Origin of the sequence: Treponema sp. OMZ 906 (genome assembly GCF_024181185.1) — a bacterium.
Lineage (GTDB): Bacteria > Spirochaetota > Spirochaetia > Treponematales > Treponemataceae > Treponema.
Genome location: NZ_CP051196.1, coordinates 782,316 through 807,261, shown reverse-complemented (window position 1 = coordinate 807,261; position 24,946 = coordinate 782,316). Strand labels below are relative to the sequence as shown.

The 24,946-nt window shown below is 45.4% G+C and carries 21 protein-coding genes and 1 tRNA gene; 7 read left to right on the top strand and 15 right to left on the bottom strand.

The genetic code is table 11. The features are described 5' to 3' along the window. From E4N69_RS03605 to E4N69_RS03595, 3 genes are all read right to left on the bottom strand, one after another. Nucleotides 1-1,041, bottom strand: a complete 1,041-nt coding sequence (locus E4N69_RS03605; protein ID WP_253824542.1) for an ABC transporter permease subunit — start codon at nt 1,039-1,041, stop codon at nt 1-3. Beyond that, nucleotides 1,042-2,622 carry a sugar ABC transporter ATP-binding protein gene (locus E4N69_RS03600; protein WP_253824541.1) on the bottom strand — a complete coding sequence of 527 codons (1,581 nt, stop codon included), beginning with the start codon at nt 2,620-2,622 and terminating at the stop codon, nt 1,042-1,044. A 193-nt stretch (nt 2,623-2,815) separates the two neighbouring features. Next, complete coding sequence (locus tag E4N69_RS03595) at nt 2,816-4,072, bottom strand: DUF3798 domain-containing protein (protein WP_253824540.1); 1,257 nt, start codon at nt 4,070-4,072, stop codon at nt 2,816-2,818. A 367-nt stretch (nt 4,073-4,439) separates the two neighbouring features. On the opposite strand from E4N69_RS03595, the gene E4N69_RS03590 reads away from it, so the two are divergent. Beyond that, nucleotides 4,440-5,231 carry a DMT family transporter gene (locus E4N69_RS03590; protein WP_253824878.1) on the top strand — a complete coding sequence of 264 codons (792 nt, stop codon included), beginning with the start codon at nt 4,440-4,442 and terminating at the stop codon, nt 5,229-5,231. On the opposite strand, the gene E4N69_RS03585 is transcribed toward E4N69_RS03590, so the two are convergent. Beyond that, nucleotides 5,232-5,894, bottom strand: coding sequence for an HAD family hydrolase (locus E4N69_RS03585; RefSeq protein ID WP_253824877.1), 663 nt, complete (start codon nt 5,892-5,894; stop codon nt 5,232-5,234). Between the two features lie 88 nt (nt 5,895-5,982). On the opposite strand from E4N69_RS03585, the gene E4N69_RS03580 reads away from it, so the two are divergent. The 6 genes from E4N69_RS03580 to E4N69_RS03555 all read left to right on the top strand — a co-directional run bounded on the left by E4N69_RS03580 (nt 5,983) and on the right by E4N69_RS03555 (nt 12,479). Then, nucleotides 5,983-6,054: transfer RNA gene (locus E4N69_RS03580), tRNA-Gly, on the top strand. A gap of 143 nt (nt 6,055-6,197) precedes the next feature. Beyond that, the gene (locus E4N69_RS03575; RefSeq protein WP_162662722.1) at nt 6,198-8,330 is read left to right on the top strand and encodes a methyl-accepting chemotaxis protein; all 2,133 of its coding nucleotides are present in this window, start codon (nt 6,198-6,200) and stop codon (nt 8,328-8,330) included. Nucleotides 8,331-8,464: 134 nt separating this feature from the next. After that, nucleotides 8,465-8,911 carry a flagellar export chaperone FliS gene (fliS, locus tag E4N69_RS03570; RefSeq protein ID WP_162662720.1) on the top strand — a complete coding sequence of 149 codons (447 nt, stop codon included), beginning with the start codon at nt 8,465-8,467 and terminating at the stop codon, nt 8,909-8,911. Between the two features lie 4 nt (nt 8,912-8,915). Continuing rightward, nucleotides 8,916-9,389 carry a flagellar biosynthesis protein FlgN gene (locus tag E4N69_RS03565; RefSeq protein WP_253824539.1) on the top strand — a complete coding sequence of 158 codons (474 nt, stop codon included), beginning with the start codon at nt 8,916-8,918 and terminating at the stop codon, nt 9,387-9,389. Between the two features lie 51 nt (nt 9,390-9,440). After that, nucleotides 9,441-10,166, top strand: coding sequence for a transporter associated domain-containing protein (locus E4N69_RS03560; protein ID WP_253824538.1), 726 nt, complete (start codon nt 9,441-9,443; stop codon nt 10,164-10,166). 255 nt (nt 10,167-10,421) lie between these two features. Continuing rightward, nucleotides 10,422-12,479 (top strand): methyl-accepting chemotaxis protein, encoded by a 2,058-nt coding sequence (locus E4N69_RS03555; protein ID WP_371922376.1) that lies wholly within the window; start codon nt 10,422-10,424, stop codon nt 12,477-12,479. A 144-nt stretch (nt 12,480-12,623) separates the two neighbouring features. Here E4N69_RS03555 and E4N69_RS03550 read toward each other — a convergent pair whose 3' ends face one another. From E4N69_RS03550 to rimP, 11 genes are all read right to left on the bottom strand, one after another. After that, a complete protein-coding gene (locus E4N69_RS03550; RefSeq protein WP_253715196.1) occupies nt 12,624-13,694 on the bottom strand; it encodes an LptF/LptG family permease in 1,071 nt (356 codons plus the stop codon). Then, nucleotides 13,691-14,800, bottom strand: coding sequence for an LptF/LptG family permease (locus tag E4N69_RS03545; RefSeq protein WP_253824537.1), 1,110 nt, complete (start codon nt 14,798-14,800; stop codon nt 13,691-13,693). Before E4N69_RS03545 ends, E4N69_RS03550 begins: the two co-directional genes overlap by 4 nt. A 30-nt stretch (nt 14,801-14,830) precedes the next feature. Next, nucleotides 14,831-15,286, bottom strand: coding sequence for a dUTP diphosphatase (gene dut / locus E4N69_RS03540; RefSeq protein WP_162662712.1), 456 nt, complete (start codon nt 15,284-15,286; stop codon nt 14,831-14,833). A gap of 35 nt (nt 15,287-15,321) precedes the next feature. Then, nucleotides 15,322-17,424 (bottom strand): polyribonucleotide nucleotidyltransferase, encoded by a 2,103-nt coding sequence (gene pnp / locus E4N69_RS03535; protein ID WP_253715194.1) that lies wholly within the window; start codon nt 17,422-17,424, stop codon nt 15,322-15,324. 169 nt (nt 17,425-17,593) lie between these two features. Beyond that, nucleotides 17,594-17,863, bottom strand: coding sequence for a 30S ribosomal protein S15 (rpsO, locus tag E4N69_RS03530; protein ID WP_162662710.1), 270 nt, complete (start codon nt 17,861-17,863; stop codon nt 17,594-17,596). Nucleotides 17,864-17,866: 3 nt separating this feature from the next. Beyond that, nucleotides 17,867-18,691, bottom strand: coding sequence for an FAD synthetase family protein (locus E4N69_RS03525; protein WP_253824536.1), 825 nt, complete (start codon nt 18,689-18,691; stop codon nt 17,867-17,869). Nucleotides 18,692-18,752: 61 nt separating this feature from the next. Further along, a complete protein-coding gene (truB, locus tag E4N69_RS03520; RefSeq protein ID WP_253824535.1) occupies nt 18,753-19,838 on the bottom strand; it encodes a tRNA pseudouridine(55) synthase TruB in 1,086 nt (361 codons plus the stop codon). Continuing rightward, the gene (gene rbfA / locus E4N69_RS03515) at nt 19,825-20,202 is read right to left on the bottom strand and encodes a 30S ribosome-binding factor RbfA (protein ID WP_162662704.1); all 378 of its coding nucleotides are present in this window, start codon (nt 20,200-20,202) and stop codon (nt 19,825-19,827) included. Before rbfA ends, truB begins: the two co-directional genes overlap by 14 nt. Further along, nucleotides 20,199-22,913 carry a translation initiation factor IF-2 gene (gene infB / locus E4N69_RS03510; RefSeq protein WP_253824534.1) on the bottom strand — a complete coding sequence of 905 codons (2,715 nt, stop codon included), beginning with the start codon at nt 22,911-22,913 and terminating at the stop codon, nt 20,199-20,201. The genes rbfA and infB overlap by 4 nt, the downstream gene beginning before the upstream one ends. 7 nt (nt 22,914-22,920) lie before the next feature. Beyond that, nucleotides 22,921-24,381, bottom strand: coding sequence for a transcription termination factor NusA (nusA, locus tag E4N69_RS03505; protein ID WP_162662701.1), 1,461 nt, complete (start codon nt 24,379-24,381; stop codon nt 22,921-22,923). Nucleotides 24,382-24,390: 9 nt separating this feature from the next. Then, nucleotides 24,391-24,840: a ribosome maturation factor RimP gene (gene rimP / locus E4N69_RS03500; protein ID WP_162662699.1), complete on the bottom strand. Its 450-nt coding sequence runs from the start codon at nt 24,838-24,840 to the stop codon at nt 24,391-24,393. Nucleotides 24,841-24,946 lie beyond the last annotated feature (106 nt).

The window sequence follows — 24,946 nt, the reverse complement described above, 5'->3', positions numbered from 1 at the left end:
CTACCTCGCCGCCTGCGTCTTCCGCGTCAGTGCATATAAGATCATACCGTTTGACAGGACAATACGGATAACCTCCGACATATCGGTTTGCAGCACACTGTTAATAACGGAGGGAGTCATTGTTAAAATACCTTGAAACAAAAATGTTCCCAGCATCACATTTAAAATCGACGCCTTATTGACCGATGCGCCGCCGATAAGAATAGCCGCTACCGCCGGGAAGGCCATAAAGAGTGGCGCTTGATACAGCTGGATAAAGCCGAAACTTTGCTGATACAGCAAAATCCCGACACCGCCGATAACGGTGGACAACACCGTACTGATAATCCGCGCTCGATCGATATTTACACCGCTTGCCCGTGCGAATTCTGGATTTGAACCGACCGCAGTCAACGCCGTTCCCGTCCGTGTCTTCATAAATACCTTCATAATAAAAAAGCAGATAAAGACAAAGAGAATAAGACCGGTCGGAAACACGAACGCGCCGATTTTAAACGCCCATAAATTGTTCAGTATTTTCAGCCAGTATCCTTCGAGCGTGATGGTTGTACGCAAACCTTTTCCCGCATAGCCCCACACCATCGTCGGATTGGTGTACGGTAACAGCAGCCACAAAATCGACATGAACATAACCGCAGCAAAGCCGACATACAAAGCGATAGTCATCTCTTCGCCTTTAATCAGATTCAAAAGTTTACCGTAAGCATAGCCGATCACCGCACAGATCAATATCGTAAAAGCCACGGCTGAAAAAAAGCCTGCCCATCCGGTTAGGCTCAGCTCCATCGCGATTGTCGCACCGAGCAGTCCGCCGATAACGCCGAGCGATAACCCGAAGTTAAGACCGCAGCCTGCCTGCACCATCGGCACCATCGCAAGCACCAAGAGGGCATTCATTCCAAAGCGGTTTATCGTATCCGACAGGGAAGCGCCGATACTGACATTGACAAAAGGCGCCGCGATAAACAGCGACAATAAAAACAAGAAAATGATAATGCGCGGCCATCCGAATGCCGCAAGTTGTTTTTTTAACTGTTCCATCTATTTTACTCCTGCCATATAAAGTGCAAACTCCGCCGGATCTTCGGACGGCTGCAGTATATGCGCAACCTTACCCTGGAATACGACCGCAATACGGTCGCACGCAGACCGCAGCTCTTCAAGTTCACTCGAAATCATCACAACGGTAACGCCTTTTTCTTTATTTAACGTGCGGATTGCTTCCAACACCAGCGCTTTAGCACCGACATCAATACCCCGCGTCGGCTCCGCAACAAAGAGCAAATCGGGCTCCAGACAAAATGCTTTTGCCAAACATAGCTTTTGCTGATTGCCGCCGGAAAGCTCCCGTGCCTTTTGCTGGGAACCGGTGCATTTAATTTGCAGCATCTTGATATACTCGTCGGCAAGCGCCTTCATTGCCTTTTCGTCGCGGATGGTGATTAACCCGCCCAGATATTTTTTTAAGTATTTATGTTTTGCCTGCATAGCGGTAAAAGCGATATTCCAGTCAAGACTTTCATCCAGTAAAAGACCGACGCCGCGTCGATCTTCGGAAACAAAAGCAATCCCTTCCGAAAGCACTTTTGAGGTTTTGCTGATGTCGAGCGGCTTGCCTTTAAAGATAACCTCACCGCCCGCACGGAACAGCCCCATAATACCGTTGGGAATACCGATTTTTCCTTGCCCTGCCAAACCGCCGATGCCGAATATCTCTCCCTTTTTAACGGAGAAACTTGCATCATCAACCAGCTCTCCCGGCATATCCACCCACAGGTGTTTTACCTCGAGGATGGTTTCGTCAAACTGACGCGCCGTCCTTTCGGCTGTCTGCCCTTCAACCTTTCTTCCCACCATTGCAGCCGCAATCGCCTGCATATCCGTTTTTGCGGTTTCCGTGTCTTGGATTGAAACACCGTCGCGCAATACGACAACCCGGTCGCAAATTTCCATAACCTCGTGCAAGCGATGGGAAATAAAGATAACCGCGATGCCCTTCTCCGCCAATGCCTTGATGGATTTGAGCAGAACCTCCGCCTCCGATTCAGTGAGGACGGCAGTCGGCTCATCCAACACCAAAAGCCGCACATTATCGCGGTCTATTTCGCGGGCGATTTCGGTAAACTGCTTATGCCCGACCGGCATTTCGGAAATGAGCGTCTTTGCACTAATCGAAACCCCGAGTTGGTTAAGCCGCTGCTGCGCCCGCTCGCGCATCGCTTTGCGGTTTAACGTTGTAAGCCGCGGCCCAAAGAGGTCGGAGATAATGCTTTCCTGTTCGAGCTCGCGGTTCAGCATAATATTTTCACCGGAAGAAAAACCCGGAATCAGCGAAAATTCCTGATGCACCATTCCGACGCCCGCACCGAGAGCGTCGAACGGCGTTTTGAACACGACCTCTTTGCCCTGCAGCCGAATCGTTCCGCCGTATCCGCCCGTTTCGGCAATCACCGGCATACCGAACAGGATGCTCATCAGCGTTGTCTTTCCGGCTCCGTTTTCTCCTACCAGCCCAATCACCTCTCCCGCATGGACATCAAAACTCACCCCCTGCAAAACGGGCGTTCCTGAAAATTCCTTCGTAATATGATCGATGGATAAGATAACTTCATCATTATTCATAAACTTCTATCATCCTTATAAACAATAGAGATATCCGATCTCAATGTTTCCTCTTTGCTATCGATAAAAAAAACGGGTACACGCATTCAAGGTAACCTATTCCGCAACTTCCGTTTCGGAACAGGTTTACTTCAAAATTTTCCATGTACCCGTTCTGCTGAGGAGGCTTTTTTTAAATAGTTTCCATTCTCTACTATTTATTAAATTTCATATTCAAGTATTTCTGCGGTACCTCTTGCTCGGTTGTCGACAAAAAGCCTTTTCCGAGAATATAAGTATCCATAAATACTAACGCTTGGTTTTTTGCACGCACACCGGTATTTGCATCCGTATAGTATGCGCTCTTCCACCGTGCATTGGGAGTAAAGACACCCAGCGCTTTTGACAAATCAGCAAGGCTGCCTTTCTCCGCTTCGCCGTCGATAATGCGGCGTGCATATTCACCCAAACCGGCACTGACGGTAAAGCCATAGGAGTATGCCCACGTACCGAACCGGCCTGCTCCGCCCTTGTCGATAACGGACTGCTCAACCTTCTTTAAGATAGCGGCAAAGTCCCCTGCCTGTTCGGTAAGGTCGATACCAAGGGCGCCCGGATACCCCATTAACGGTGAAGGAAGGTCTGCTTCAACAAAGATGCCGCCGTACTGTAAAAGCTGCTTTAAGAGCGGCTCCGTATGTGCATCGTTCGTACAGAAGAATGCAGTTTCTTTGCCGTATTTTTCAATCCACTGCGGAACCTTTTCAAGGATGAATTGCTGAGCGCCCGCAACGCCGACATCGCTGGTCGGGTCGGGAGCGGTCTCAAACACAAATTTCACCCCGGTATCGTTACATGCGGCTTCCATAATTTGGCGGCGAAGGCCGAGCGTTTCATAGGACATATGCCGTGGGAAAGAAATATGCACAAATGTCTTTGCACCGAGCTCCTTTGCCGCCCAAATAATCGTATATCCGCGGGATACAAAGTCATTGCTTATCGCCATATCAGCCGCAGCTTGAATAACCAGCGGGTCTTCATGCGGTTCTCCTGCAAACAACAATATGTCGGGACGTTTTTCTCGAACGCGCTTAAACGCCTCTGCAGTTCCGGGAATTCCTTGATTGACGATAATGGCCTTCATCATCGGATCGTCCGCAAGAGCGGCAATCTGTGTAATAGTCGTTTCCTGCTGCGACATAAAATCGTCAGGATAGGTGATATGTTGAATCATACCGCCGGTCTTTGCGGAACCGTACATTTCTATCAGTTTTTCGGCGCCGCGGAGATCATCTTCGGATTGGGAGACGGTTCCCGTTACAATACCGATATGGTACGAGGCGTTTTTTCCGTTACCATCCGACCCGACTTTCTCCGGTTTTGTTTCCGTTTTTTTGCTACACCCTAAGATGGATAGGCTCAAGAGTACGGCAGACAACAAAACAAATGCGGCATACATTCTTTTTTTCATAGTTATCTCCTTTTGATAGTGTAAGGATATCATAACGCGACACCTCCTACATTCGGCAGCTTTTAAAATGTATATTAAAAACAACCGTTAATTTGATACTAAGGCCTTATACAAAAAATGTCAAGCACAATATGCATAAATATACAAAAAATAGAGAAAAACTATGAGTAAAATAGTATTTTTATGCAAAAAAGGAAAGTGTTAAAATTATTTAACCTAAAAACAGCTGACAATGCAAATACTCACACGAAGCAATTTTCAATTATCTTTCTTTCTGCTATACTTTACCGGTATTATGAGTATTCGATTGACATCCGCACAAAAAGGGATCTTGTGCATTATTTGTTCGGCTTTCTTTTTCACTGTGATGAATTTATGTGCAAAGCTTTCCGGCGATTTGCCGTCTATCCAAAAAGCGTTTTTTAGGAACAGTATTGCCTGTTGTACCTCACTCTTTGTTTTAATAAAGAACCGTCAATTTGTGCTGCCGCAGAAAAAAAATATGCCCTTCCTTATATTGCGGGCGGTATTGGGCACTGCCGGTTTAGTTTCCAATTTCTATGCCGTCAGTCACTTAGCGCTTGCCGATGCTTCTATCTTGGCAAAGCTTGCACCGTTTTTTACTATTTTTTTCTCATTTCTGTTTTTAAAAGAGCGCATACGTTTTACCCGGCTTCTTGCAGCCGTATGCGCATTTGCCGCAAGCCTTTTAATTATCAAGCCTGCTTTTGCCGGATCGGGTCATATCTTTGCAGCCTCAGTGGCATGTTCCGGCGGCCTCTGTGCAGGCGGTGCATATACCTGTGTGCGCTATCTGTTAACACATAAAGAATCCGGTACATTTGTGGTGTTTTTCTTTTCGGCAACATCGATGTTGATGCTGCTGCCTTTTTTCCTCTACGACTTTGAACCGATGGGCTTGCAACAGCTTTTCTGGCTGCTTGCCGCCGGAGCTGCGGGGGCAGGAGGACAATTTACCGTTACCGCTGCATACTCCTATGCACCGGCAAAAAGAATCGCAGTTTTCGACTATACGCAAATTCTCTTTGCCGCAGCGTTCGGCTTTTTACTGTTCCACGAAATACCCGACCGCTACAGCATTGCCGGGTATATCATTATCTGCACGATTGCACTTATTCTATTTTTAAAAAAAGACTAATTACCGGATCGCGGTTACAAGCGGCAGCAGCTCCGACGGCTCTGTAATAATATGAGCTGCTCCGGCGCCTGCCAATTCGGCACGGCCGCGGAAGCCCCACAGGACACCGACGGTTGTCAAGCCTGCGTTTTTTCCAGTGTTTATATCCACGGCAGTGTCCCCGATGTAGAGGCATTCCTGTTTTTGGCGGTGTAAAAGACCTAAAATCTCAAATACGCCGGCAGGATCCGGTTTGAGCGGAACCCCTTCCCGCTGTCCAAAAACAACAGAAAATGTGCCCTCATCAAAAAAAGCTTTGATGATCTTTTGCGTAGTCGGCTGCGGTTTGTTCGAAAGAACTGCTAGTTGAATCCCCCTGCCATGCAACTCTTGTATCATATCGGCAACGCCGTCGTACAAAGAGCAGAGGTGTAAAAAATCGGCATCATAAGCTGCGTTGTAATCCTGTAAAATACTGTTTTCTAGCGCAGCATCCGTAACGCCGTGATATGCCAAAACTCTATGAATAAGCGTCCGTGCGCCGTTTCCCGCAAAATACTTAAACTGTTCCACCGGCGCAGGCGGTAATCCGTGCTTTGCCGTCTCGGTATTGACAAAATAAGCGAGTGTCCGGACGGTATCGGTCAATGTTCCATCCAAATCAAAAATACATGCTTTAATCATACTATAGAGTATACAAAATCGAGCAGTAAAAATAAAGATTCCGATTGACATATTAGGTGTTTTCCGGTATAGTAGCTTCATGTTTTTTGCGGATGTCGTATAACGGCTATTACCCCAGCCTTCCAAGCTGGAGACGAGGGTTCGACTCCCTTCATCCGCTGTAGCACACAACAACAATTCTTTCCCACTCATATTTCCATCTCAACTACTTTCTCTTTGATTAATATACCGGATACCGGTTGTCACATTGACGCTATTCGTATAAAGTTCACATAATAGTCTTGCAAAGGAGACCACCACAGTATGATCAAAAACAACGCTCATTTTCAACGACTGCATTTCAGTAAAAAACAGGTTCGGTCCATCGGTACGAAACTGCTCATTGTTACTATCATGCTGCTACTGCTTCAGTATGGGATTATTGCCTATAAGGATTGGCGGAGCATCACACAGTTTTCGGAAAATCAAATTAAAGCAACCGCAGATCTTAAATATTCTGCGTTTTATAACGAATTAAATAGTTATTCGCTTGTCGGCCGCATCCTTTTAGACGATATCGCTCGGGATCAAAATATTGTTCAAGCCTTTGCTTCACGGGACAGAGCAAAGCTGCTGGAGTTAACGCAGCCGATTTTTACCGATATAAAGCAAAAATATAGAGCGCAGCAATTCCATTTTCATACGCCGTCGGCAGTCTCTTTTCTTCGCGTTCAGAATCCTGCAAAATTCGGCGACGACCTTTCTTCTTTTAGAGCGACCATCGTAGCCGCCCAAACACAAAAAAAAGAAATTTACGGCCTTGAAGTTGGGGTAAACGATCTGGGTTTTAGAGTCGTACGGCCGCTTTTCGATACGGCAAGACGAATGCTCGGAACCGTAGAATACGGCGGTGCGGTAAATACGGCATTTATCGACCAATTCGTTCTAACGACAACACCGGAAGTATTAAAAGACGGCTTAAAAGTAGCGGTTATTGCTCGTACCTTGGATAATACCTATCAGCTCATCGGTTCCAATTTTGAAAGCAAAGTTGATTCGGATGCTGCACAAATCACGGAAACATTGCCCGATGACGGAATGATCCGCACTGAAAAAAACGATGCCTTTGCCTATTATCCGCTAAAAGACTTTTCTGGACAAAGAATCGGATATGCAAAATTCTGTTTTTCAATCGAACATACTTTAACAAGAAGAACGGATTTCTTCCTTAAAACAGCGATTATTCTCATTGTAATCCTTTGCCTTTTTGTAGTAACAATTACCGGATTTACCCGAAAATTTATTATAAAGCCGGTCAAAAAAGTTATCCATGCGCTCATGTCCATAGCGGAGGGCGATTTAACCGTTCATCTTTCGGTCGAAGGGAACGACGAGATAGCCGAACTCTCCCAATACTTTGAACAAACCATTGAAAGAATCGGATCGGTTATAGAGGCAGTTTCACATAACACCGGCACTATGCAAACGGTCGGCAAAAAACTTGCCGGAAATATGGCAGAAACTGAAATGGCGGCACAAGAAATAGAAAAAAGCGTTGCATTAGTACAAAATCAAACGGTAGACCAAAGCGCGAGCGTAACCGAAACGGCTGCAACAATTGAAGAGGTCATTAAAAGACTCAAGCAGCTGGATCAAAGTATTGAAAGACAAGCGGAAAGCGTTGCACAATCATCAGCCGCCATAGAAGAAATGGTCGCAAATATCGGCGCCGTTTCAGACCGCCTCGGAAAGAATAATACGGTTATCAAGACAGTTTATGATCAAACTAAAAACGGTAAACACCGAGTAAGGTATGCTAATGAGGTTGTCGGGCAAATTGCCGAAAAAACCGAAGCGCTTTTGGAAGCAAGCCAGGTTATCCAAAATATTGCCAGCCAAACAAACTTATTGGCTATGAATGCGGCAATCGAAGCGGCCCATGCCGGAGAAACAGGTAAAGGCTTTGCAGTTGTTGCCGACGAAATCCGCAAACTTGCCGAAGAATCAAATACACAAGGAAAACAGATCGGTACCGTTATAAAGGATGCAATACAAATAATCAGCAACTTAACCACCGCCGGAGCCGGAGCAGAAAAAAGCTTTGTTGAAGTATATGAATCGGTCAACCAAATTTCTCAACAAGAAGAACAAATTGTTACCGCAATGGCCGAACAGGAGAATACAAGCCGCGAAGTGTTGGCGGCAATTCGGAATATTAACGAAGTTACCGGCGGTGTCCGCGATGCTTCCGCCGAGATGCTGCGCGGCGGAGAGCAGGTCGCACAAGAAATGCAGCGGTTAAATCAAATAACACTGAGCATCAGCGAACATATGCACGGTATGGTTGCCGCTTCCGAACGGATTGGTGATGCCGTACAAGCAGTTAACGGTATTGCGCAAGAAAACACAGTAAGCATCGAAAATCTTGCTGCTGAGGTTAGAAAGTTTAAGATATAGGGGGCGTTTCTAAAAGCTGCGATATTTGGGGCTTCCCATAAAGGAATGCGAAAGATTTTTCACGGAGGGACTCAACAGACTGGTTCTTTTGCCGATAAGATAGAAGGAACACGCGATCGCATGGGGGATTAAAAATGAGTTATAACAGTCAAGCCTTAACGGCATATAAAGAGACACGGGTAAAGACGGCGAGTCCGGGATCTCTAATCATTATGCTGTATGATGAGGGTATTAAAAATATTACCCTTGCCATTGAAGGCATGCCTGGCGGAAAAATCGAAGCGGAGAATATTGAGCGCATCCACCAGTATATATTAAAAGCACAAGATATTATTACCGAGCTAATGGCGGCTTTAAATATGGATGAAGGAGGAGAAATTGCTGAAAATCTATTATCGCTTTACTCCTTTTTCAACCAACAGCTTTTTCAAGCGAATATACAAAAGGATCCGCAACCGCTTATAACGGTACGCGGCATGATGGAAGAACTGCGTGAGGCATGGCATCATGTTGTAAACTCAACAGCCGCCGCTGCAACAGAAATAAAACCGGTAGTTTCGGGCGTCAATATAGCAGGATAGGGTTATGCATACAGCCAAACTTAACGATTCCGAAATTGCCGAACGGGTTGCGGTTCTCAAACGATTCAGGTCGTTGTTAGAGCAACAGCGGCTTAAATTCCGCGAATATCTTACAGTATTAGAAAAACAAGAAAAAAGTATTTCCGATGAGAATACCGATGCTGTCCTACAGCACACGGAATTGGAAGAATCTATTATTGCCGAAATATTTACTATTCAAAAAGTAATCGATCCGCTGGAATATATGTATACCAATATTTGCAAAAATGAACATTCTGATATTCCACATCTTAAAACGGATTTAGATGACTTGCAAAAACGAGTTTTGGCTCAGAATAAGAGAAACCGTGAGCTCCTACAAACGCATATTACCGGTTTACGGCAGCAAATAGCATCATTGAAACGGCCTTATGCACATAAAGAAAGTATCTATGCCAGTACGACACGGACTGCAGCTCTTGTCGATCTCAGTTTATAATCGATACTATTTGAACCTTATGCTTTGCATTTTTTGTGCTGCACATACCGTATGAATATCCCATTACCGCCGCAGTATCAGGAAAAAGGAAAGAGAGAGCCTGCATATACACGAAAAATCGGCAGTTGCATGACCTACCGCTCCGATATTGTATGGATCGATATTACGGATAGAAGTCAGGATATCCTTACATTGATAAAGACACACAAAAATTTTGACTACTTTCCGGTATGTGCAGGTAAGATTGATTCAGTTATCGGCATTGTTAGTGCACGGGATTATTTACAGAGCAGGCTTGAAATACCGCCTCCGAATCTGCAAAAGATTTTAACAAAACCGCTGTTCATCCCCGAATCACAAAACGTTAAACATACACTCGAATTACTAAACGACCGTAAGGTAAATGCAGCCTGCGTTATTGACGAATACGGTGGCATTGAAGGCTTTATAACCAAAGGCGGTTTGTTAGAGGGCTTGTTTAATAGAAGCATCCAAACAGCAAGCCATATAGGCTCACAACCCATTAGGCAAGCTGACGGCAGTATTATTATCAATGCACAGGTGAGTCTTGACGAAATACAGGCACTCGGACTTTTAAATGATATTGAACGCCCCCCTACCGAAGAATACTACACCCTTGCCGGTTATTTGCTTGCGCGGCTCGGCACCATCCCTCGACTGGGCGACAGCATCGATACCGGCTCCTACGTTTGTACGGTACTCACCATGAACGGACAGCGTATCGATCAGATTGCCGTAAAAAAGAAAGAAACGTAAACTCTTCATTCTTTATAAACAGTCTCCCTTTATAGCATACCCTCAATATTTACGGTTAAAAAAGAATGGCGACTCTCTTGCACAAGAGTATATTTACGGATATAATCACCCCCTCTTAAATATCAATATAAATTATATATAGCCGAAAGAATCGATATTTAGGAAGACTTTATTTGAGAGGCTTGACACAAATGAAAGAAACCATTATCCCCCCCCCCCCGAAAATATTTTTCAATTCGCCGTAAGCTTATCTGTATATTCGGGTTGCTAATACTGCTTGTAATTTCCATTTTAGGTATTACAACAATAACGATTTCAAAAAAGGCGCTACTGGAAAAAGTCCGTCTGCAACTTACCGAAAAGGCGAAAGATACTGCCTCACTGATAGATGAACGTATCAATTCTTTTTTTACTACGCTTGCAGCTATTGCGCGGCAGGAAGTATTAAGAAAAGACATTTCGTATGAAGAAAAAACGGCTATCCTTGCCAATGAACTTGCATTTAGCAATTCGGAAATCAATGCGTTCGGCATTTGCGACCGTATAGGAAATGCATGGATCACTGACGGCAATCAATTAAATATTTCCGATCGGTCATACTACCAATCGGCCATCAACGGCAAAGCTTATGTAACCGAACCGATTATTTCTCGCGCCGACAAAGAACTTTTTGTATTTTTTTCCGTTCCTATTTATGACAACCAAAAGCATATCATCGGAGTGTTATATGCGCGTGTCTATGCTGCAGGGCTTTCCAATATGATATCCGATATTGTAGTTGGAAAGACAGGCGACTGCTATGTCATAGGACTTTCCGGCAATACTATAGGAGATTCCGACATTGAGGCGGTAAAATCCCAAGAAAACAGTATGGAAAAAGCGAAAAGCGATCCTTCCTTTGTCGAAATAGCAGCATTCGAAAAAAAAGCATTGCAATCCACAGAACCGGATGTAGGGTTCTATGATTGGGATGGCGAAAAACAAATAGCTGCTTTCGGAATAATTGCAAATACCGGATGGCGGATTATCGTTGCCGCTCCTATATATGAATTTTTAGGCAGTATAACGGTTATGCAAAAAGTGCTGTATACCATTACGGCCATAATCTTAATACTCGCAATTATTGTCGTGTATATTACTGCATACAAAATAGTAAAGCCGATAAAGGCAGCAGTAGAGGCGTTAAAAGATATAGCGCAAGGAGAAGGTGATTTAACGGTACGCTTACCGGTTGCAGGACATGACGAAATAACGGATCTTTCAAATTACTTTAATCAAACAATAGAGAAGATCGGTACATCGGTTAAAGCGGTCGAAGATAGCTCAGAGGTTATGCAAAATGTCGGCGAAGAGCTTGCAAGCAACATGACCGAAACGGCAAGCGCTGTACATCAAATAAATGCAAATATCGAAAGCGTTAAACAACAAACGCTTACTCAAGCAGCAAGTGTTACCGAAACGGCAGCGACTATCGAAGAAATTGTCCGCACCATTAAGCAGCTAAACGGTAGTATCGAAACGCAGGCAGCGAGTGTTGCGCAATCTTCTTCATCGATAGAACAAATGGTTGCAAACATCACATCCATTGGCCAAACGCTCGGTAAAACCGATGAAGCTATCAGAAGCCTTACCGGTGCTACGGGAGACGGGAAAAACACATTGATAACCTCCAATACGGTTACCAAAAAGATTGCCGAAGAATCGGGGTCTCTGATAGAAGCATCAAGCGTTATTCAACATATTGCATCGCAAACAAACCTGCTGGCAATGAATGCTGCAATAGAAGCCGCACACGCAGGCGAAGCAGGTAAAGGCTTTGCTGTCGTCGCAGATGAAATCCGCAAACTTGCCGAAGATTCAGCTGCTCAAGGCAAAACGATAACAACAACGCTTAAAACGCTATCGGGTGAGATTGAAACGCTTGCAGATTCTTCCAGAATCGTCGAAGGAAAATTCAATACAATCTTTACCCTTGCCGAACAGGTTAAAGAGATGAGTAACAGCCTTACCGAAGCAATGCGCGAACAAGAGCACGGCAGTAGAGAAGTACTTACCGCGATCAAAAACATCAATATGGTAACGTTGGAGGTACAAGCAGGCTCCGCTGAAATGTTGAAGGGCAGCGAAGGTGTCGCGGAAGAAATGCGAAAACTGGATAACCTTACCCGTGTTATTACCGACAGTATGAACGAAATGGCTTCCGGTGCCGTACAAATCAACAATGCGGTACAGGAAGTTAACGGTATTACGCAGCAGAATAAACAAAGTATTGAGAATTTAGTTGTAGAAGTCTCCAAATTCAAAGTCAAGTAGGGGGTATTTTTCTTTTTTTCCGATAAAAAGAAAAATGCCCCCTACGACCCCTAAAAAGAAAAATAACGGCTTAGGGTTCTACCCTAAGAACCCGCCGTAATTCTAGGGGTTAGTTCTGGAACGGAAGTTTAGCAGGTATGATTTTTACGTACGCGCTATTTTAAGCATTGCGACGCTCAACACCGTAAAAATTAAAAGAGGGAGGAACGCACCGGCAAGCGGAGAGATATACTCCCATTTTGCAAAAAGCATGGTCATCATCTCGGTTACATAATAGAGAATTGCAAGGGCTAAACTAAAAAGTAAACTCATCAGCAGGATATTTTTTTTAAAGCGACCTCCAATAGAAACGGAAAAAAACAAAACGATGAACGTTGTAAACGGGAATGAAAAACGACGGTAATATTGCGAAAGGTATTCATGGTAGGGTAACCCCATTTTTTTTAAATTGTCGATAAAGAGTTTTGCCTGTGCAATAGTCATCTCATCAATAGATGTAATATTCCGTTGAAAGGTTTCGGGAGGTTCGGAAAAAAGTTTCTCATCGATTGAATCTTGATAAAGCACACCATTCTCGCCAGTAAAAGTGTAGACAGCCTTATCCGTCACCTCCCAATGATCGATTTGCCAGTGTGCAGATTCACCTTTTATGACAGTAGAAATATCTCCCGATTCGGTACGCACAACAATCAATATATTATTCAACTCCTTTTGAGTATCATCATAATAATCGGCAAAATACACGATTTTCCCCGAATCGGATAAAATAACCAAATCGCTGCTATTCAAATTCTGTTGAGGTTCCAAGATGGAATTTACCAGTGCAATTTTCTGCCGCTGAAAGTGGATTAAGATACGATCCTCAAAATAAAACATCCCAATCGATAGCAAAAATCCACACAATACAAGCGGCGCCACCAATACGGCAAGCGGCATACCGGAGGCAAAGATCGAGGTAAGTTCATTTTTTGCGTACATATTCCCCATTGTATACGAACTCGCAAATAAAACCGAAAGCGGCATTGCAAACGAGACACATTTTGGAAAATACAAATACATCACCCGAAGCAGCGTAATAAAGCGTGCTTGATTTTGTAAATACTGTGGCAAATTGAGGAATAGATCACCAAGCTGGAGCAGTAAAATAAAAAATAAAATCGTTATCACAAAGACGGGGAAAAAGAGTCGGATTAAATATCGTTGAAGAATCTTCATCTGAATAACTTTTTCCCCAGCAGTACAATAGCAGCGGCAAATACCATAATATTAGGAACCCACATGGCAACCGTCCCATTCCAATCAAGCCGTAAACAAAGTGTCTGCCCGCCCATAAACAATGCCCAATATGCAACAGCAATTAAAAGGCCTAACACAAAACCCGCACCTTGATTGTGTACCTTACCGGCACTGCTGATAGCAAAGGCAAGCAGCACGAAAAAGAAGGCACCGAAAGGAAAGGAAAACTTCTTATGGAACTCCATCCAATACAAATTGAGTGTTCTCCTATCTTCGTTTTGTGTTTGTTTTTCCTTTATATCCTTATAAAGATCAAATGAAGACATTTCGGACGGACCGATCGTATTAAAATAAGAAGACCTAATACTCTTTGCAAGCACGTTGTAGGTTACCGTTTCGCCGTTTACTGCATCATATTTTTTTTTGTCGGAAGGATCTAAAATGAGAAGGTGTGGTAGCAGCATTTTGAGCGACATCACGATTGAAGGATCATTGGATTTTTCAATCTCTGCAGCCTGTGTACCGAGTATGCGAAATGCTTTATCTGCATTTTTATCCACAATCAAAAGATTGTGGATTTTACCATCCTGTATTAATCCCGTTACAACAACCGCATTATGATTGCGCTTTATAGAATAAGAAGAAAGCTCCAGTGCAGGAGTTGAAGTCGCGATATCCCAATAGACTCGCCGAAAATTAATGGCACTGACAGGCAACAATACATCGTTGGTAAAAAAGGAAACAACCGAAACAACTAAACCGAACAGTAACACAGGCAACATCAGAAAGCGAGGCGACACACCAAGCGCGTTCATAGAAAGGAATTCCAAATCACTGACAAAGCGCCCGAGCCCCATTAATATACCGATTAGAGCTGCAAAGGGAGCGGCATTTGCGATAACCGCAGGAAGCGAATACAACATCAATAATGCGACATCCTTAAAAGGCGCATGTTTTGATAAGACATCGCTTGCCAACAGCAAAATATTATTGACAAAAAAAATAAAGAACAAAAACAAAAAGCAGACAAAAAAATACAGCAACATCTCTTTTAAAATATACAAAAAAAGTTGCTTTTGCCTCATACCGATCATCTTATATACCGTTATATCAATTTATGCGATGCCGGTTGAACCGTATCCATTGACACCCCGTCCGGTTTCTGAAAGTGCATCAGTTTGCACAAAGCTCACCTGTACCGCCTGAGCCACGACTGCCTGCGCAATTCTATCGCCGTTTTGTACGGTAAAGGGTTCGCTGCCAAAATTTATCAACAGCACACACAGTTCTCCACGGTAGTCGGAATCCACCGTGCCGGGAGTATTGAGTACCGTGACGCCATGCTTTAACGCAAGTCCCGAACGCGGACGTACCTGCAATTCATAGCCTGCAGGCAATTCAACAAATAACCCCGTCGGGATAAGCCTACGCTCCATCGGCTTCAGCGTTACCGGTTCAGCCAAATACGCATGTAAATCTGCGCCGGCGGAACCGGATGTTTGATATTCAGGCAGTAAGGCTCCTTCCTTGAGTACGGAAAAAACTCTTACTGCCCCGTCAGCGATACTCACTCTCTTTCCTCTGCCAACGGATTAACAGCTGCCATTTAACGGCTCGCGTTTTTTTCCTGCTCTTCGCAGGCATCGATATACGAAAGGTTTAAACGGCCGAGCTTATCAATTTCCAACAGCTTGACAGGCACTCTTTGTCCTTCCTGCAGCACGTCGGTAACTTTTTCGATGCGACTGCGCGACAGTTTGGAAATATGGCAAAGCCCTTCTTTACCGGGAAGAATTTCGATAAAGGCGCCGAAATCCTTGATGCACTTAACGGTACCCTCATAAATTCTGCCGACCTCAGGGTCTTCCACAATACCGGTAACCGCAGCCTTGGCGCCGAGCGCGGACGAAGAATCCCGTCCATAGATAGTAACCGTACCATCGTTTTCGGTATTAATTGTTACATGGTATTGTTCAGACAACGCTTTGATAATTTTGCCGCCCGGCCCAATGAGCGCTCCGATTTTATCGACCGGAATCTTGAGCGTTTCAATCCGCGGTGCATACTTGGACACCTGTGATGAAGGTTTAGAAATAGTCTGATTCATAATGCCAAGAATATGAAGCCGGCCTTTTTTTGCCTGTTCAAGCGCTTTTTTCATAATCTCAGCGGAAACGCCGGCGATTTTAATATCCATCTGGAAACCGGTGATACCTTCTGCGGTACCGGCGACTTTAAAGTCCATATCGCCGAGGTGATCTTCTTCGCCCAGAATATCGGAGAGTACCGCAAAGCGGCTTCCGTCGGTAATAAGTCCCATCGCAATACCGGCTACCGGCTTTTTCATCGGGACGCCGGCGTGCAGCAACGAAAGCGTACCGCCGCACACGGTTGCCATCGAAGAAGAACCGTTGGATTCCAGAATTTCGGAAACCACGCGGATGGTATACGGGAACGCTTCTCTGGACGGAATCATCGGCATCAACGAGCGGTGCGCAAGGTGCCCGTGCCCGATTTCGCGGCGTCCGGTTCCAAGCCGTCCTACCTCACCGACCGAATAGGGCGGGAAGTTATAATGCAGGATAAAATTCTCACGCCGGTCGCCTTCGATATCATCATAGACTTGTTCGTCAAACACGGTACCGAGCGTAACAACGGCAAGCGACTGTGTTTCCCCGCGGGTAAATACCGCAGAACCGTGCGGCCGCGGCAGCACACCGATCTCGCAGGTGATGGGGCGGATATCTTCCAAGCCGCGTCCGTCAACCCGCAAGCCTTTTTCCAGTATGTTTTCGCGCAAAATATGGTATTCCATGTCGTCGAATAAAGCGGCAAAGAGCTTCGCCTGTGTTTCATCGGTGAGCTGCTCCGCATATTCTTCGGCGATAGCCTTTCTGATAGCATCGCAGGCTTCGCGGCGCTCTACCTTTCCTTTTGTATACAGGGCTTTGGAAAGTTCGGGGTAAGCCTTTGCGTAAATAGCATCTTTATTGGCAAGCGTTGCGTTCACCGGGGCAAGCGGCAGTTTTTCCTTTCCGCACGCCGCACGAAGCTCATTTTGGAGTGCACACATTGCTTTGATAAATTCATGCGCCTTTTCCAAAGCCTTGAGCATGATCTCTTCCGAAACTTCGTGAGCGCCGCCTTCTACCATCGTAATACCTTCGGCGGTGCCTGCGACGACGATTTCCATATCAGCCTTTTCAATCTGGCTGAATGTCGGGTTTATCACAAACTCGCCGTCGAGGTATGCCACGCGAGCGCCCGCAACCGGCCCGTTAAAGGGAATGTCGGAAATAACAACCGCAGCCGAACTTGCAATAACCGCTAAAATATCCGGCGGATTGATCATATCCGATGAAATACAGGTCGGTACAATCTGAATTTCCCGCCCAAAGGCTTTTTCAAACAACGGCCGCATCGGACGATCGATGAGCCGCGAAACTAAAATCTCTTTATCCTTAGGACGGCCTTCACGCTTGATAAAACCGCCCGGTATCTTTCCCGCTGCATAGTATTTTTCATTATAATCGACGGTTACCGGCACGTAGTCGAGCCCCTCAACCGCTGTAGATGACGCACACACCGTCGCCAGAACAGCTGTTCCGCCATACTGTGCATAAATTGCGCCGTTTGCTTGTTTCGCTAAATGGCCAGTTTCTAAAATTAACTCTTCATTTCCGATCTTATACGTTACTCTCTGTCTCATAATCTTTCCTTCCATAATTTCTATTGCTTATAAAAAACGGCTACCTACCCGTTTTTCGATAGGTAACCGTTGTATGCCGCTTAAAGCGATCTAAGAGGAAGCAAGGAAGCTGTCAAAAACCGAAGTCTGCGGACACCTCCTGTTTCCTGCACATTAAGCAGCATGTATCTTACTTACGCAAGCCTAACTCTTTAATAAGGGCACGGTAGCCTTCGAGGTTCGTCCGCTTGTAGTATTTCAGCAAGCGTCGACGCTGTCCTACCAATACCAAAAGCCCCCGCTGACTGCTCTTATCCTTTTTATTGATTCTGCAGTGCTCGGTGAGCTGGCGGATCCTATCGGTCAGCAAAGCAATCTGAACTCTGGTATTACCCGTATCTTTTTCATTTGCACCGAATTTCATCACAACCGATGCAGTCTGTTCTTTTGTAAGTGCCATTTCTTACTCCTTTCGTATAAATTCCAATTTACGTATCAATGTTTCTGCGGCAAACGGAATCGGCGCTGCGGTATCTTCGAAAACTTCAAGCAAAGTATCCATAACTTTCACCTGTACGGGAATAATCGCTCCCGTCTGTAAATATGCACGAGCTGAATACTGTCCGTTTTGAGGGAGAATCTGTGTTACGGCCGCTTTCTCGACAGCCCATACACCGTTCTCTGTCCGCTGAACTATTTTTGCGACATCTAAGAAAAAAGGATACCCGAGGAGATCTTTTGCAAGGGCGAAATCAGCTTGTTCAACGGCCTGCCGTATTGCACTTGAGCTGATACGCTCGTGCCGTGCCGAATAAAGCTGTTCGATGGAATCAAAACAAAAGCCCCTTTCACGAGCAAGGCGCTGTAAGTCCCCTACTCCCGTATCGTGGCGATACCCGCAGGTAAAATCACTGCCAACGGCAAGATATTTTATGCAGATAGTTTTTATTAGTATGTCAAAAAAAACAGTACCTTTCATTCTAGCGAAATCAGCGGAAAAGTCAATCAGCACCGTAAAGCTAAATCTTTGCTCGGCAAATTTTTGCAGCCTCATTTCCAGTGTCGACACATCGCCTGCGTACATGTTGCCCGCCTTAACCGATCGAGGGGAGCGGAAAAAAGTGATAATCCCTGCGGGAATGCCGTCTTTTCGTGCAGCCTTCAACACCGCCGATAAGATACGCTCGTGCCCACGGTGAGGCCCGTCGAAACCGCCGATCGAAATAGCGGAACCTTGCGGATATATGTTTTCTCCTTTTATTAAATCATCCCAGTAGATAATCTTCATCACTCCAGCCTATCAGGGTAAACGTATCAGATTCTTTGTGATATACGCCGCACGAATCAATTTACACATCTGATGCGTTTACCCCGCCCCTGTTAAATACTATTTGATAATGAAACCGGTTACCGTTTTTCGTGATCAAACCTGCACAGATGTTCTGATAAAATACTGCGATAGTTCCGCCGTCCGAAAGCGGCTGCACTTCCGTAAACCAGTGCCCGCTGATGGTTTTCCCGTTTATAAACGCAGGATAATATTTATCTTGAAGCACCGCTATTTGAAAATGCATAGCGCGGGCGATTTCTTCATTCAAAGACAGCGCCGCCCGATTTATCTCTTCTTCGGTAATCGAATACGATACACTTTCCATACCCGCCGCAGTGCTTCCGAAAGGAGGCAACGCCGGAAAGCCTGCCGCCTGTTCAAGGGTAAACGGCCCGACAGCCGTACGCCTAAGCGCATAGACATACGCGGCAGACCCGCAGCGGTGCGCAATATCCCGCACCAATGAACGGATATATGTTCCTTTAGAACAGTGCACGCACAGAACGGCGCCAAGCACTTTTTGAGCTGCGCCTATTTCGGATTTTTCGGCGCCTGACAGTTTTTGAGCCGTACTCAATGCGGCTGCATCCGCTTCAAGATGTTCAACGCCCGTATCAGCTTCCGGTGCATAAAAAATTTCTTCGATATCGATGTTATAGATGGTAACGATTCGGGGCGGTACGGTTACTGCTTCTCCACGCCGTATTTTATCGGAAAGCCGCTCACCTGCCTGTTTTACCGCCGAATAAACAGGCGGTACTTGCTCGATGGTTCCGGTCAGCTGCCGAATTGCTGCAATAAAGTTGGCATACACTGGAAGCGGCTTTTCGGCGATGACGGCGCCTTCGGGGTCGAGCGTATCGGTTTCCTTCCCGAAATAGAACAGCACGCGATAGGTTTTATCAAAATCCGTGATATACGGTACAAGTTTGGTCAATTTCCCGGAAAGCAATACAAGTAAACCGTCAGCAAAGCTGTCGAGCGTACCGGTATGCCCCACTTTTTTAGTACCGAGCGCATGCTTTACCTGCCAAAGGGAGGTAAAGCTGGTGATGCCGGCCAGTTTTGCAAAAGGGATAATGAATTGAGGGTCACTCTTGGGCATTGTTCCCGGAATTAGACGACGCTTCTAAGGCTTCAAGTTTTTTTACCATATTAAAGCCATCTTCGATACTTTCATCATAGATAAAGGTAAACTGAGGACATTGATGGATGTGCAATTTTTTTGCCAAACTTGTACGGATAAATCCCGCTGCGTTTTCCAAACCCCGGACACCCTGCTTTGTCTTATGCGCATCCATAAAGCTGGAAACATACACCTTTGCATACGCAAGATCGCCGGACACCTCCACCCTGTTTATCGAAAGAAAGTTGGAAACGCGCGGATCTTTTATCTTTCCCGAAAAAATCAACTGGGAAATTTCTTCGCGGATTTGCTCCGCAAGTTTATCCAATCGGAACTCACTCATTTGGCTGCTTCTCCGTTATCGGTATGAACTTCGGGCGCTTCATAATGCTGCGTATCAGTCAGCTTGCGTGCAACCTCGACAGTTTCGATAATCTCAAGCTGATCGCCCACTTTTATATCGTTGAAGTTCTCAAGTGCAATACCGCATTCATAACCGGCGGCCACTTCCTTGACATCATCCTTAAACCGGCGCAAGGACGCAAGCTTACCGGAGAACACCACAATCCCGTCGCGGATAAGGTGAACCGTACTATTCCGTTTCACTGTACCCTCAAGTACGTAAGAACCGGCAATATTACCAACCTTAGGTACTTTGATAACGCTGCGGATTTCCGCCATACCGATAACATTCTCTTTAATATCGGGGCTAAGCATTCCTTCCATCGCTTGCTGAATTTCTTCAACCGCTTTATAGATAACGTTATACTTACGGATATCGACTTTCTCCTGCTCTGCCAGCGCCTTTGCCTGCGACGTAGGACGAACATTGAAGCCGATAATGATCGCATTGGAATCCGCCGCGGCAAGCATAACGTCGGAGTCATTGATAGCACCGGCAGACGCATGGATAACATTTAAGCGTATCTCTTTGGTAGACAGCTTTTCGAGCGATTGCTTCAAGGCTTCTACCGATCCCTGCACATCACCCTTGATAATTACTTTTAACTCAAGTACTTCGCCGTCGGTAATCGTTTCATACAGGTTATCGAGCGTTACCTTTTTCACGTTACGTGAATCTTCAAACCGCTTGAGCTCTTGCCGTTTTAACGAAATCTGACGAGCCATACGCTCGGATTCGGTGACTTGGAAGGGATCTCCCGCATTGGGCATTCCTTCAAGCCCCAAAATCTCCACCGGCATACTCGGCGTCGCTTCGTCGATCTTCTCACCTTTATCGTTAAAGATAGCGCGAACACGCCCCGAATATACACCTGCGACATAGGGGTCACCGGTATGGAGCGTTCCACGCTGTACGATTATCGTTGCAACAACGCCCCGACCGTGATCGATTTTAGACTCAACGACCTTTCCTTCTGCGCGGCAATTATAGTTTGCCTTGAGCTCCAATACTTCCGCTTGTAACAGAATTGCATCAAGCAGGTCGTCGATACCTTTCTTCTGCAAGGCTGAAATAGGAACATAGATCGTGTCTCCGCCCCATTCTTCGGCAACAAGGCCGAGTTCACCGAGGCGAGTCTTTATCTTATCAGGATTGGCTTCCGGTTTATCGATCTTGTTAATCGCAACAATAATCGGAACCTTTGCGTCCTTTGCATGGTTCAGCGCTTCGATAGTCTGAGGCATAACGCCGTCATCGGCTGCAACCACCAATACGACAATATCGGTAACCTCGGCGCCACGCGCACGCATCATCGTAAAGGCTTCGTGGCCGGGCGTATCGAGGAAGGTAATATTACCTTTGGGAGTAGACACCATATAAGCGCCGATATGTTGTGTAATACCACCGAACTCATGGGCAGTAACATTGGTACTGCGGATAGCGTCCAATGTCTTTGTTTTACCGTGGTCGACATGCCCCATAATAGTAACGACCGGCGGACGTGTAAGCAATTCGGCATTTTCATCACTGACGGTTTCGATAATGGTTTCATCATAGAGACTGACGATTTTTACCTCGCATTCGTATTCCGAAGCAAGAATAGTCGCAGTATCCGCATCGATGGACTGATTCATCGTTACCATCATGCCCATTTCCATCAGCTTACCGATAAGCTCGGAGGCTTTAAGGTTCATTTTCCGAGCCAATTCCGCAACGGAAATAGATTCCATTATCTCGATACTCTTAGGAACAGCACTTACCTTTTCTTTAGCCTTTTTCTTTTGCTGAAGCAGTTTCTCTTCAAAGAACTCGCTTTCTTGATCCTTGCGTGAATAGGTCTTTTTACCTTTAAACGCTTTTTTGGTATTTTGCTTATTGGTTTCAAGCGGCATTGGACTCGCCATTGGTCGGCCGCCGCCTCTATTCTGCCCACCTTGAAAACCGGGCTTATTAAAACCACCTGCCCGCGATCTATCCGACGAATAGCCCCCCAAACGTCCTCCACGGTTATTCTGATCACCGCGTCCATCCTGTTGCCGTTGCGTCCGTCCCTGTCCATCCATAAAACCGGGCTTATGACGGTTACCTTGGCTACCAAAACGGCTCGTAGGTTTGGAACCGCCGGCAAGATTTCCTGCGCGCCGATCCGGCCGTTTACTGCTTAAATCCAGTGAGCGAATTTGATTCTTACTATCCGCTTGCGCCTGTTGAGTCTGGGATTGGGCTTCGGTACTTTCTCTCCGTATTGATTTTTCAGGTCGGTTCCTATCATAACGTTCTATGCGCTCGCCGCTATGCTTTTGTACGCGGCGGGTTTCATCTCCCTGTGTATGGGCGGGGTTTTTTCGTTCCAGTGACTGAGTCGAACGTTCCGGTATTTTTTTTGCCTGAGTAGAAATGTCCGCAGGAGTTGAAGATACAACAGGACGTCGCCTTTGTTCACCGGAAGGGCGGCTTCCCGCAGTATTGGCTGGAGCCGCTGCCGAAGTAGGGTGCGCTACAGGTTTAAGTTTACGCTTTATTGTCCGTACCGGTTTCTGTTCCACGGTCTGCTGTGCTTGAGGCTGGGTTGCCGCTACCGATGCAGAATCGGGCTTTGCCTTTTTGAGAATAACTTTTTGTTCTTGAGTATTTTCGATACCTTCTGCCATACGACTCCTATTCTTCGTCCTCATATTCAAAACTTAAACCGACACCACAGTTAGGACAGACTGTCATATCGATCGTAATCGGAGCCCCGCATTCGGGACATTCGTATACTTCTTCTTCCTCATCTTCAGCAGATGCAGATATTGGCTGATTTTTAGACTGCACTTCTTGTTCCGGCTCTTGATTTTCATCGACAATCTCAAATGATTCGCTGATCAACGTCTCAAGAGCATTAACTTTTTCTTCCGACATACCGGGAAGTGCACAGAGTTCTTCACGCGGAGTATCCAAGAGCTGTTCGACTGTTTCAATATGATTTTCGTGCAAGAGCGCCAAAACATCAGGATCGATGCCTTCAACCTCTGTCAGTAAAGCGACATCATCATTGAACAGCTCTTCTGCAGCCTTACGAGTTTCAGCATGGATATCCATCTCTTGGAACTGTTTTTCAGTCTTTACATCGATACTCCAATCCGCCAACCGGTTTGCCAGCCGAACATTCAAACCCTGTTTTCCAATGGCGATTGAAAGCTGACTTTCCGCAACAACGGCAAGTGCCGTACGTTTTTCCGTATCAAGGATAACAACATCCAATACTTCAGCCGGAGAGAGGGCATTGGCAATAAATACTGCCGGATCACTCGAATACTCAAGCACATCGATTTTCTCCCCCTCCAACTCGGTAATAATCGTCTGGATACGAGTACCTTTCGGACCGACACAGGCGCCGACAGGATCCACATCCTCTCTATGAGAGATAACGGCGACTTTTGTTCGGTAGCCGGGTTCACGGACAATTTTGTACAATTCAACAATATTATCGTAAATTTCAGGAACCTCAAGCTCCATCAAGCGGCGGACAAAATCGGGATCGGTACGAGAAAGGATAAGCTGCACGACATTTGATTGCCGGTGTTTTTTTACTTCTTTTATAAGAGCTTTTATTCTATCGTTCGGATGATATATCTCTTGGGGAAGCTGAAATTTCCGCGGTAAAAGACCTTCGACTTTTCCGAGATCGACATAAATATTATCGTTTTTCTTCCGCTGATAATAACCGATGATAATCTCGCCCTCTTTCGCCTTATACTCGGAGTAAATGCTGTCCTTTTGAATTTCTCGCGTCGATTGATGCACGCGCTGTACACCCGCTTGAATCGAACCACGCTTAAAATCCTTAGGATCCAGCTCGAAAAGAAGCTCATCGCCGAGTTCACAGTCAGGAGCGAGCTTTGTTGCTTCTTCTATATCCACCTCAAGCACAGGGTTCACAACATCATCAACAATTTTTTTACGAGCATATATGCTTACTGCATCATCGCCGGTGATAACAACCGCATTAACATCGGTTTTAAAAGCTGTTTTGTATGCAGCTTTCAATGTTTGTTCAACAATTTTCAATGCAAGATCTTCATCCAGTTCTTTTTCCAACGCGAATTTACGGACATCTTCAATCTTTACTCCAGCCATCACGACTCCTTAGATCTTATTCAATTTCGCTTTTTTTATATCCGTATACCGGATATCTCTTTGCCCGCCGGAAATACTTAAACAGATGCCCGTCGAATCCGCAGCCAACAATTCTCCCTCAACCCAATCGGGACAGGAAACTTCCAATACCTTTATATTCTCTCCGATAAAGGCTTGAAATTCTGCTGCATTTTTTATCACTCTGTTAAGCCCCGGAGAGCTTACTTCCATTTGAATATCCTGAGAATTGAGCAAAACTTCTGCACGTGATAATAATGCCCGATGTACCTTTGAGCAATCATCTATCCCAACTCCATCTTTACTGTAGATAACGGCTTTTACCAGCCACATTGTTTTTTGATGAACAATCTGCAAATCAACCAATTTATATCCGAGACCGGTAACAAGCTGTTCATAATCGGTAAAATACGGAACGGTTTCTTTTTGCACATATTCCATTGCATCAACTCCCGTAAACAAAAAAAGAGCCGTTTGAACGACTCCTGCCTAGACTTATAAGGATAATAAAGTTCTTTATGAATAGTACCATAAAGAAAAAGATTAT